General features: G+C 73.0%; 10 protein-coding genes and 1 pseudogene. 7 read left to right on the forward strand and 4 right to left on the reverse strand.

Features of this window, described 5'->3' with window-relative positions:
- Positions 1 to 126 (forward strand): annotated as a pseudogene (locus tag AB7F12_RS31385) (IS630 family transposase); the annotation flags it as partial.
- Here the strand turns inward: AB7F12_RS31385 and AB7F12_RS31390 are convergent.
- Complete coding sequence (locus AB7F12_RS31390; RefSeq protein WP_428502401.1) at positions 123 to 836, reverse strand: IclR family transcriptional regulator; 714 nt, start codon at positions 834 to 836, stop codon at positions 123 to 125. The pseudogene AB7F12_RS31385 and the gene AB7F12_RS31390 sit on opposite strands and share 4 nt — an antisense overlap.
- A gap of 125 nt (positions 837 to 961) precedes the next feature.
- On the opposite strand from AB7F12_RS31390, the gene AB7F12_RS31395 reads away from it, so the two are divergent.
- The 3 genes from AB7F12_RS31395 to AB7F12_RS31405 all read left to right on the forward strand — a co-directional run bounded on the left by AB7F12_RS31395 (position 962) and on the right by AB7F12_RS31405 (position 4,004).
- A complete protein-coding gene (locus AB7F12_RS31395; RefSeq protein WP_428502400.1) occupies positions 962 to 2,212 on the forward strand; it encodes a CaiB/BaiF CoA transferase family protein in 1,251 nt (416 codons plus the stop codon).
- Positions 2,212 to 2,778, forward strand: a complete 567-nt coding sequence (locus tag AB7F12_RS31400) for a carboxymuconolactone decarboxylase family protein (protein ID WP_428502399.1) — start codon at positions 2,212 to 2,214, stop codon at positions 2,776 to 2,778. Before AB7F12_RS31395 ends, AB7F12_RS31400 begins: the two co-directional genes overlap by 1 nt.
- A gap of 71 nt (positions 2,779 to 2,849) precedes the next feature.
- Positions 2,850 to 4,004 (forward strand): thiolase family protein, encoded by a 1,155-nt coding sequence (locus AB7F12_RS31405; RefSeq protein ID WP_428502398.1) that lies wholly within the window; start codon positions 2,850 to 2,852, stop codon positions 4,002 to 4,004.
- A gap of 64 nt (positions 4,005 to 4,068) precedes the next feature.
- On the opposite strand, the gene AB7F12_RS31410 is transcribed toward AB7F12_RS31405, so the two are convergent.
- Positions 4,069 to 5,184, reverse strand: coding sequence for a winged helix DNA-binding domain-containing protein (locus AB7F12_RS31410; protein WP_428502397.1), 1,116 nt, complete (start codon positions 5,182 to 5,184; stop codon positions 4,069 to 4,071).
- A gap of 79 nt (positions 5,185 to 5,263) precedes the next feature.
- Between AB7F12_RS31410 and AB7F12_RS31415 the strand changes: the two genes are divergently transcribed.
- Both AB7F12_RS31415 and AB7F12_RS31420 read left to right on the forward strand, forming a co-directional pair.
- On the forward strand, positions 5,264 to 6,043 hold the full coding sequence (locus AB7F12_RS31415; RefSeq protein ID WP_428502395.1) for an isocitrate lyase/PEP mutase family protein: 780 nt from the start codon (positions 5,264 to 5,266) through the stop codon (positions 6,041 to 6,043).
- An 11-nt stretch (positions 6,044 to 6,054) separates the two neighbouring features.
- Positions 6,055 to 6,858, forward strand: a complete 804-nt coding sequence (locus AB7F12_RS31420; RefSeq protein WP_428502394.1) for an MOSC domain-containing protein — start codon at positions 6,055 to 6,057, stop codon at positions 6,856 to 6,858.
- Here AB7F12_RS31420 and AB7F12_RS31425 read toward each other — a convergent pair.
- Positions 6,845 to 7,051 (reverse strand): hypothetical protein, encoded by a 207-nt coding sequence (locus AB7F12_RS31425; protein ID WP_428502393.1) that lies wholly within the window; start codon positions 7,049 to 7,051, stop codon positions 6,845 to 6,847. The two genes, AB7F12_RS31420 and AB7F12_RS31425, sit on opposite strands and share 14 nt — an antisense overlap.
- Positions 7,052 to 7,166: 115 nt before the next feature.
- Here AB7F12_RS31425 and AB7F12_RS31430 point away from each other — a divergent pair, with 115 nt between their 5' ends.
- Positions 7,167 to 8,768, forward strand: coding sequence for a peptide chain release factor 3 (locus AB7F12_RS31430; RefSeq protein ID WP_428502392.1), 1,602 nt, complete (start codon positions 7,167 to 7,169; stop codon positions 8,766 to 8,768).
- 12 nt (positions 8,769 to 8,780) lie between these two features.
- Here AB7F12_RS31430 and AB7F12_RS31435 read toward each other — a convergent pair whose 3' ends face one another.
- Entirely contained in the window at positions 8,781 to 9,896 is a 1,116-nt protein-coding gene (locus AB7F12_RS31435) for an NDMA-dependent alcohol dehydrogenase (protein ID WP_428518067.1), read from the reverse strand.
- Between the last annotated feature and the right edge of the window lie 85 nt (positions 9,897 to 9,981).

Here is a 9,981-nt window from a genome sequence, read left to right on the forward strand (position 1 = left end):
GACATCCGAGCCTGGATCGCGACCTGGAACGACAATCCCCGCCCCTACGTCTGGACCAAGACCGCTGACGACATCCTCGCCAGCATCGCCCGATACTGCACCAAGATTAACGACTCACGACACTAGGACGGCTCCCGCACCCACGGCTCGATCCGGCGCGCCGCGTCCTCCAGGTCGGGCAGGATCCTCTCGACGACCTCGCTCGGCATCCGCGTCGTCGGGCCGGACAGCGTCACGGCCGCGACGATCCGCCCGCCCACCCGGACCGGCGCCGCGACCCCGGTGACCCCGGAGATCAGCCCGTCGGCCTGCACCGCCCAGCCGTTCTCGGCGGCCTCGCGCAGCCGGCCGAGCAGCTCGACCCGCGACGAGGTCGCCCGCGCCCTGTCGATCAGTGCGGTCTGCTCGGCCGCGGGCAGCTCGGCCATCAGGACGTGCCCGGTCGCGGTGCCGACCAGCGGGATCGCGTCGCCCACGGGGACGACCCGGCGCAGCTCGTGGCGGCTGTCGACCGACGCGATGCACACGCGGGTGTCGTCGCGCCGCACGTGCAACGAGGCGGTCTCGCCCGTGCGGTCGCGCAGCTCGGCGAGCACGCGGTGGATCGTCGTCATCGCGTCGCCACCCTCGCGCGCGTCGCGGACCAGCTTGAACATCCGTGAGCCGAGGAGGTAGGAGCCGTCGTCGAGCCGGTCGAGCATCTGCTCCTCGGCGAGGTCGCGCATGATCCGCGAGACCGTGGAGATGGACAGCTCGATCCCGGCGCTGACCCGGGCCGCCGTGGCGGGCCCGCGGGACGCGGCCACGGCCTCGAGGATCGCGACCACCCGCTGCATCGAGCGCACCGGCCACTCCCCTTCCGTGATCGCGGGCGAGCCTACTGCGCCACCCGCCCTTGACTGGCGTCTGGCTCGTTCCTACCGTGATGTCATCTGGCAAGCGTAGTTCTCATCCAGTGAGCGTGGGAACTCTGGACTTCTTCAACGACGGGGGATCCGTGGCGGTACGCGCACTGGACGGCGTGACGGTCGTCGACCTGACCCAGATCGTCAGCGGGGCGGTGACGAGCATGATGATGGCCGACTTCGGCGCCGAGGTGATCAAGGTCGAGCCCGTCGGCGGCGAGACCTATCGCAAGGCCGGCTACGAGCTGCACGGCCCCGGCGGGTCGACGAATCTCAACATCCTGCGCTTCACCCGCGGGAAGAAGAGCGTGGAGCTCGACCTGAAGTCCGAGCGCGGCAAGGAGATCCTCGCCGAGCTGGTCACCCAGGCCGACGTGCTCGTCGAGAACTTCCGGCCCGGCGTGCTGGCCCGTCTCGGCTTCTCCTGGGAGCGGCTGCACGAGCTCAACCCGCGGCTCGTCTACACCTCGATCAGCGGCTTCGGCCACGACGACGTGCTGCCCAGCCCGCACCGCGACCAGCCCGCCTACGCGATCATCGCCGAGGCCATGGCCGGGCTCACCCACCTCGCCGGGGAGAAGGACCGCCCACCCGCGTGGATGGGCTTCGCGATGTCGGACATCTTCTCCGGCACCTGCGCCTTCGCGGGCACGCTCGTCGCGCTGCGCGACCGCGACCGCACCGGCGAGGGCACCCGCGTCGACATCGGGATGTTCGACGCCTGCCTGCTCATGAACGACCTGCCGATGGCCTACCAGGAACACCTGGGCGAGTCGATGGGCCGCGGCCAGTACGCGCTGCAGTCGCCGTGGGGGCCGTTCGAGGCGAGCGACGGCTACGTGATCATCGCCGTCCTCAACCCGCGAGAGTGGGCCGCGCTCTGCGCCTGCATCGACCGGCCCGACCTCGTCGACCATCCCGACCTCGTCACCGGGCACATGCGGTCCAAGGCGCACGAGACGATCGTCCGGCCAGCCGTCGAGGAGTGGACGAGGGGGCGCACCCGCGGGCAGGCCGTCGCGGAGCTGCAGGCCGCTCGCGTCCCGTCGGCACCGGTCAACACCACCGAGGACCTGCTCGACGACGAGCAGATCGCCGCCCGCCAGATGCGCCAGGACACCACGAACCGCGACCTCGGCACGATCCGCACGATCGGCAACCCGATCAAGGTCGCCAGCTCGCTGGTCGGCCAGGAACCGACGGCGCTGCCCGCGCTCGGCGAGCACACCGACGAGGTCCTGCGCACCCGCCTCGGCCTCGACGACCACGAGATCGCCGCCCTGCGCGAGTCGAAGGTCGTCGGCTGATGCCGTTCACGCATGCTGCCGACCCCCGCGTCACCCCCGTCGACGACCCCGGGCCCGAGGTCGCCGAGATGCTCGCCAAGACCCTGGGCGACGACCGCGGCGTCCCGCTGGCGATCTTCCGGACGATGGCCCGGCACCCGCGGCTGATGAAGCGGTTCAACGTCCTCGGCGGGTTCTTCCTCACCCGCGGCGAGCTGCCCGCCCGCGAGCGCGAGCTCGTCGTGCTGCGCACGGCATGGCGGTGCGGCTGCGTCTACGAGTGGGCGCAGCACGTCCTGATCGGCGGTCGCTCCGGCCTGACCGACGACGAGATCGCCCGCGTCGCAGGCGACTCCGAGGAGTGGTCGCCCCGCGACCGCGCCCTGCTCCGCGCCGCCGACGAGGTCCTCGACTCCGTCGACGTCTCCGACGCCACCTGGGCCGAGCTCGGCGACGAGTGGACCGACGTGCAGCGTGTCGAGCTGGTCGTGCTCGTCGGCTTCTACCGGATGGCCGCCGGGTTCCTCAACGCCACCGGCGTCGTCAAGGACGCCGACCTGCCCGACTGGCCCGAACACACCCTGTGAGCGGCAATAGCCGCAATCGCGACCATTGCCGCTCACGACCTCTGAACTGCCCGTACGAAGGAGAGCCAGCAGTGAGCCTGCGCGAGGTCGCCGTCACCGGCATCGCCACCACCCCGTTCGGCAAGCACCTCGACCGGTCCCTCGGCTCGCTGGCGGCCGAGGCCGTCGCCGCTGCCCTCGACGACGCCGGGCTCGCCGCCGGTGACGTCGAGTCCGCCGTGTTCTCCAACGCCGCCGCCGGGGTGCTGTCGGGGCAGGAGATGATCCGTGGCCAGGTCGCGCTCAAGGGCACCGGGCTCGCCGGCATCCCGATCCTCAACACCGAGAACGCCTGCGCCTCCGGCAGCGCCGCCGCCCACCTGGCCTGGCTGTCGGTGGCCTCCGGGCAGGTCGACGTCGCAATCGCCGTCGGCGCGGAGAAGCTGTTCCATCCCGACAAGCAACGCTCGTTCGCGGCGATCGAGTCGGGCACCGACCTCTCGCTGAACCGCGACGGAGAGGACGTCGAGGGTGGCTCGGTGATGATGGGCGCCTATGCCGCCGCCGCGCGGGCCTACGCCGCCGAGCACGGCGACGTCCGCGACGCCCTCGCCGCGATCGCCGTCAAGAACCGCGGGTTCGCCGCCGACAACCCGCACGCCCAGTTCCGCACACCCATCACCCGGGACGACGTCGTGGCCAGCCGACCCGTCGCCGACCCGCTGACGCTGCTCACCTGCTCCCCGCTCACGGACGGCGCCGCCGCGCTCGTGTTCACCGCCGCCCGCCCCGGCGACCAGGTGCGCGTCGCGGTGTCGACGCTCGTCAGCTACCGCGAGGGCGACTCGGTCGTCGCGCGCGCGTCGCGGGAGGCGTACCGGCGCAGCGGGCTCGGGCCGTCGCAGATCGACGTCTTCCAGCTCCACGACGCCTGCGCCTACGCCGAGTTGGTCCAGTACGAGCAGGTCGGGATCGCCGAGCCGGGCAGGGGCGCCGCAGCGGTGCTCGAGGGCCGCACCGGGCGGGACGGCGACTCCCCCGTCAATACCGACGGCGGGCTGCTCAGCCGTGGACACGCCCTCGGCGCGACGGGCCTCGCGCAGCTCGCCGAGCTCGGCCGCCAGGTCCGCGGCCAGGCCGGGCCGCGGCAGATCGACGGCGTCCGCCACGCACTGTCGGTCAATTCCGGGGGCTGGATGGGCCGAGACTACGCGACGTCCGTCGCGACCCTGCTCGTCGCGGCGTGACCCGGTGCGCGCGACGGTCCGGGTCAGTGCACAAAGTGCAGGTCCCGGCGCACACGGCAAAGAGTCAGCGCATCGAGGCCACGACCCGGACGCGGTCGTGCTCGCCGTCGGACAGGAACGAGGCGACGAGCCGGCCCTCCTCGGCGACGGCGACGCGGTCGGCGCGGGTGAAGCGGCGCAGCGGGGTCACGACGACGACCCGGTCGGCGACGATCCACGTGGCCGCCACCCGGCCGTCGACGAGCACCGCCCGCTCCCCCGCGACGGAGATCCCGCGGTGGGCGTCGTCGACGATCCGGCTGCGGTCGTCGAAGCCCAGGATCGCGTTGTCGAAGGCCGGCAGGAACCGCACCGGCGCGGGGGTGTCGGGGTCGGGGCGTGGGGCGTCGGGGAGGTCGAGAAGCTCGCGGCCGCGGTCGTCGCGGAACGCGACCAGTTCCGGCCGGACGGCGGCGATCGCGGCGGGCAGCCCGGACAGGCCGCACCAGGCCCGCAGGTCCGCGCTCGCCGCCGGGCCGTAGGCGGCCAGGTAGCGGCGCACCAGCTGCTCGCCGACGGGGTCGGTCCCGGCGGCGGCGGGCGGGTCGATCTCGCGGCCCAGCCAGGCTGCGAGGGTCTGGTTGCGCACCCCCGCGCCGACCCGCCACATCCCGCGTGGGGGCAGCTGCGCCATCGGCACGAGCGTGGCGACGACGGCCTCGCCCAGCACCCGCGGACCCGGGCCCGGCCAGCGCTCGCCCAGCGCGCGACCGACCTCCGCCTGCGTGCGCGGCTGTCCGTCGGCCATCAGCTCGCGCCCGGCAGCGGCCAGCTCGTCGAGGTCGACCCCGGCGAGTTCCTGGCGGTACACGCCGAGCATCCGCCGGCGCAGCATCTCGTCGTGCCGCGACCGCCAGGCCAGCGCGTCGTCGGCGGTGACGAGGTGGATGGTGCGGCGCATCAGGGTCGTCCGCACGAGCCTGCGGTCGACGAGCAGCCCGGAGAGCACGGCGGGGTCGAACCCGCGCAGCCGCGACCACAACCCGACGAACGGCTCCTGCGGCTCCTGGGCCTGCACTCCGCCCAGGTGCGCGACGGCGTCGTGGACGGCCAGGCCGGCGCGGTCGAGCAGGAGCTGCCGGGCGAGGGTCGCCCGGTTGAGCGCCCGGCTCGACAGTGTGGTTCCCGGTCGGGTCGTCATGGCGCACAGCCTGCCGCACGTTGCGGACAGATCCCGACCACAAGGGAAGGCTTCGTTCAGCGCGGCGGTTGCGGCCCACATGAGCACGATCGTCGAGAAGGCCACCGAACTCCGCCGCCTGCACGAGGCGCCCGAACTGTTGCTCGTGGTCAACGTGTGGGACGCGGTCACCGCGACCGTCGTGGCGAACACACCCGGTACGAAGGCACTCGCCACCGCGAGCCACTCCATCGCCGCGTCCCGCGGCTACGAGGACGGCGAGAAGATCCCCCGCGACCTGATGATCGCCGAGGTCGGCCTCATCGCCCGCGCCGCGGGCGACCTCCCCGTCACCGCCGACCTCGAGGCCGGCTACGGCGACGCGGGCGGCACGATCGCCCGCGCGATCGACGTCGGCGTCGTGGGCGCGAACCTCGAGGACCAGGTGAAGCCCCTCGCCGACTCCGTGAGGGCCGTCGAGGCCGCGGTGGCCGCCGCCGACAGGGCCGGGGTGCCGTTCGCGCTCAACGCCCGCACCGACGTGTTCCTGCGTGCAGGCGGGCGCGACCCCGAAGACGTCCTGGCCGACGCGATCACGCGCGGCCGCGCCTACCTCGACGCCGGTGCCACCAGCTTCTTCGCCCCCGGCCTGCTCGACGAGACGACCGTCGGACGACTGGTCGAGGCCCTGGGTGAGCAGAAGGTCAACCTGATCGGCATCCCCGGCTCCATCCCGCTCGACGCCGCGCGAAGGATCGGCGTCGCACGCGTGTCGTACGGTCCGTGGAGCCAGAACGTCGCCCTCACCGCGCTGGCGTCGCTGGCCGAGGACGTCTACCGCGGGGGTGGCCTGCCCGAAGGCACCCGCAAGCACAACTGACGGAGGAGATCGTGCAGGTCACGACCATGTGGCGCTACCCGGTGAAGTCGATGCTGGGCGAGCGGATCAGCGAGGGCCGGGTCGATGCGGCGGGCCTGCGCAACGACCGCGGCGTCGCGATCATCGACGACGAGTCCGGGCTCGTCGCCACCGCCAAGCACCCGCGGCTGTGGCGCGACCTGCTGAAGTACTCCGCGACGGTCGACGGCGGGCGCGTCGTGATCAGCTCCCCGGCGGGGTGGACGCTCGACGCCGCCTCCCCCGACGTCGACAGCCGGTTGTCCGCCGAGCTCGGCCGGGTCGTGCACGTCGCGACCGACCGGCCCGACGGCGCGACCGTCGAGCGCCCCGACCCCGAGGACGTCCTCGCCGAGGGTGTCGAGGCCGCCGTCCCCGCGGCGACGCTGGAGCTCGGGATGGGGTCGCCGGGGACGACGTTCGTCGACTACGCGCCGCTGCACCTGATCACCGCTGCCACCCTCGACGAGGTCGGCGTCGAGCACATCCGCTACCGCCCCAACCTGGTGCTGGAGACGCCGCCGGGCACGCCGCCGTTCGTCGAGAACGACTGGGTGGGGCGGGAGCTGCACGTCGGCGAGTGGACGGTCCTGCGGATCTCGGTGCCGACGCCGCGTTGCTCGGTCCCGACCCTCGAACACGGCGACCTGCCCCGCGCACCGCAGGCGGTGCGGAAGGTCCTGACCCGCAACCGCGTCGAGGTGCCCGGGTTCGGCGTGCTGCCGTGCGCCGGCTGCTATGCCGAGGTCGTGCAGGGCGGGACGATCCGGGTCGGCGACGAGGTCACCGTGCGCTGACGGGTGCCGCCTCGTTCGCGGTGGCCGCACCGGGGACCGGGATGATCGCGGCGACGTCGAACCCGGTGCCGCCCAGCAGGTCCCGCCGCCGGCCCGCGGTCCTCGTCAGCGTCGCCGCGACGATCGCCGACCTGCCCGGACCCACCGACGCCGGGCGCACCCGCACGGCCGCGTGGACCGCCCGCGCAGTCACGCACCTCCGGAGGTGAGGACGTGCCGGCGCCGACGTAAAATCAGGTCTTCCCGGGCGATGCCACCGACGCGCGCTGCGCGACCCGCCGTGGTTCGCGAGACGCACGAGCAGGACGATGAGCGAATCCCCCACATCCGACCGGATCGTCGACGAGGCGCGCCGCCGCCGCTCGTTCGCGGTGATCAGCCACCCCGACGCGGGCAAGTCGACGCTCACCGAGGCGCTGGCGCTGCACGCGCAGGTGATCGACTCGGCGGGCGCGGTGCACGGCAAGTCCGGCCGCAAGGGCGTGACGTCGGACTGGATGGAGATGGAGCGCCAGCGCGGCATCTCCGTCTCCAGCGCGGTGCTGCAGTTCGAGTACTCCGGTGCCGTCATCAACCTGCTCGACACCCCCGGCCACGGCGACTTCTCCGAGGACACCTACCGCGTGCTCGCGGCGGTCGACGCGGCCGTGATGCTGCTCGACGCGGCGAAGGGCCTCGAACCGCAGACGCTCAAGCTGTTCGACGTCTGCCGCTCCCGCCACATCCCCGTCATCACGTTCGTCAACAAGTGGGACCGGCCGGGCCGTGAGGCGCTGGAGCTGCTCGACGAGGTGGAGCAGACGATCGGGCTGCGGCCCATGCCCGTCACCTGGCCGCTGGGCGTCGCGGGCGAGCTGCGCGGGCTGATCGAGGTGTCGACGGGCGAGTTCACCCGCTTCACCCGCGCCGCCGGTGGCGCCACCCGCGCCTCGGCCGAGCAGGTCGCGGCCGACGTCATCGCCGCCGAGGAGCCCGATTTCTGGTCGACGGCGCAGGACGAGATCGCGTTGCTCGCCGAGATCGGCGCGACCTTCGACGAGAAGGACTTCCTGTCGGGCAAGGCGACCCCGGTGCTGTTCGGGGCGGCCCTGTCCAACATCGGCGTGGCCCGGCTGCTCGACGCGCTCGTCGCGCTGGCGCCGTCGCCGTCGGAACGCGAGGACGCCGACGGCAGGCCCCGCGCCATCGACGCGCCGCTGTCCGGGCTCGTCTTCAAGGTGCAGGCCGGTATGGACAAGGCCCACCGCGACCGGATGGCGTTCCTGCGCATCAACTCCGGGCGTTTCGAGCGCGGCATGGTGCTCACCCACGGCGCCACCGGCAAGCCGTTCGCCACCAAGTACGCGCAGTCGGTGTTCGGCAACCAGCGCACCACCGTCGAGGAGGCGTTCCCCGGCGACATCGTCGGCCTCGTCAACGCCAACGCGCTGCGCCCCGGCGACACCCTGTACTCCGACGACCCGGTGACCTTCCCCGCGATCCCCAGCTTCGCCCCGGAGCACTTCGCCGTCGCCCGGACCGCCGACGCCGGCAAGACCAAGCAGTTCCGGCGCGGCATCGAGCAGCTCGACGGCGAGGGTGTCATCCAGGTCCTGCGCTCCGACGCGCGTGGCGACCAGGCGCCGGTGCTGGCCGCGGTCGGCCCGCTGCAGTTCGACGTCGTCGCCGCCCGGATGGCGTCGGAGTTCTCGGCGCCGATCCGGCTCGACGTCCTGCCCTACCAGCTCGCGCGGGTCACCGACGAGGCCGGCGAGGCCGCGCTGTCGAGCCAGTCCGAGTGCGAGGTCCTCGTCCGCAGCGACGGCGTGCGGCTGGCGGTGTTCAGCAACAAGTGGCGCATGGAAGTGATCATCCGCAAGTTCCCCGACATCCCGTTCGAGCCGCTGCTGGCGGGGACCGTCACGGACTGACCCCGGCGGGTCTCAGTAGACGACCACGCCCCGGATGTTGCGCCCGGCGTGCATGTCGTCGAAGCCCTGGGCGACCTCGTCGAGGGTGTAGCGGCGGGTCACCAGCTCGTCGAGCTTGAGGATGCCGCGGCGGTACAGCTCCAGCTGGGCGGGGATGTCGGCGGTCGGGGCGCTGGCCCCGAACAGGCTGCCCTGCAGGCGTTTCTGGAACAGGACGAGCTCGGCGAGGGGGATGTCGCCGTCGCCGGTGCGGACGTCGCCCACCCCGACGGCGACGCACGTCCCGGCCTTGCGCACCGCCCGTACGCCCTGCCCGACGTGCTTGCCCGTCATGACCCCGGGGCAGACGATGCAGGAGTCCGCGCCCTGCCCGTTGGTCATCGAGCGGGCCAGCTCGGCGGCCTCCTTGATGTCGGCGACGGCGTGGGTCGCGCCGAGCGTGAGCGCCGTCGTCCGCTTGAACTCGACCGGGTCGACGGCGATGACGGCGGCCGCGCCCGCGTGTGCCGCGCCCTGCACCGCGTTGATGCCGATGCCGCCCACACCCATCACGATCACGACGTCGCCGGGCCGCACGTCCGCCGAGTTCACCGCCGCGCCCCACCCGGTGCCGACGCCGCACCCGGTCAGGCACGCCACCTCCAGCGGGATGTCCGACGGCACCTTCACCGCCGACGACGTCGACACCGTCGTGTACTCGCAGAACGTGGAGATGCCGGCCATCTGTGCGACGGGCTCCCCCTCGAAGGAGAGCCGGAACGACGTGGGGTCCTCCCAGCGCGCGCCGGTGGCCAGCGAGGCGCCGAGGTCGCACAGGTTCTGCATGCCGCGCGCGCACCAGCGGCAGCGCCCGCACACCGGCAGGAACGTGAACACGACGTGGTCGCCCTCGGCGAACCCGGTCGTCCCGGGACCGACCGCGTCGACGACGCCTGCGCCCTCGTGCCCGCCCGCGAACGGCAGCCGCCCGGCCTTCAGGTCGCCGGTGGCGTGGTGGTCGTCGGAGTGGCACAGCCCGCTCGCCACCATCCGGACCCGCAGCTCACCGGGGCGTGGGTCGTCGAGCTCCAGCTCGACGACCTCGAACCGCCCCGGCACCACGCGCAACACCGCGCCCCTGGTCATCATCGTCACCCCAGGAATCAATCACGCGACCACGTTGTCCTGCAACGCCGAACGCCCCCGGACCGGGTGGTCCGGGGGCGTCCAGCGG

This window comes from Pseudonocardia sp., assembly GCF_050250275.1.
Classification (GTDB): Bacteria; Actinomycetota; Actinomycetes; order Mycobacteriales; family Pseudonocardiaceae; genus Pseudonocardia.

Coding starts and splice junctions, on each gene's coding strand:
- AB7F12_RS31410 (WP_428502397.1), bottom strand. CDS start 5,184: ATGACGACCCGACCGGGAACCACACTGTCGAGCCGGGCGCTCAACCGG.
- AB7F12_RS31400 (WP_428502399.1), top strand. CDS start 2,212: ATGCCGTTCACGCATGCTGCCGACCCCCGCGTCACCCCCGTCGACGAC.
- AB7F12_RS31430 (WP_428502392.1), top strand. CDS start 7,167: ATGAGCGAATCCCCCACATCCGACCGGATCGTCGACGAGGCGCGCCGC.
- AB7F12_RS31415 (WP_428502395.1), top strand. CDS start 5,264: ATGAGCACGATCGTCGAGAAGGCCACCGAACTCCGCCGCCTGCACGAG.
- AB7F12_RS31390 (WP_428502401.1), bottom strand. CDS start 836: ATGCAGCGGGTGGTCGCGATCCTCGAGGCCGTGGCCGCGTCCCGCGGG.
- AB7F12_RS31435 (WP_428518067.1), bottom strand. CDS start 9,896: ATGATGACCAGGGGCGCGGTGTTGCGCGTGGTGCCGGGGCGGTTCGAG.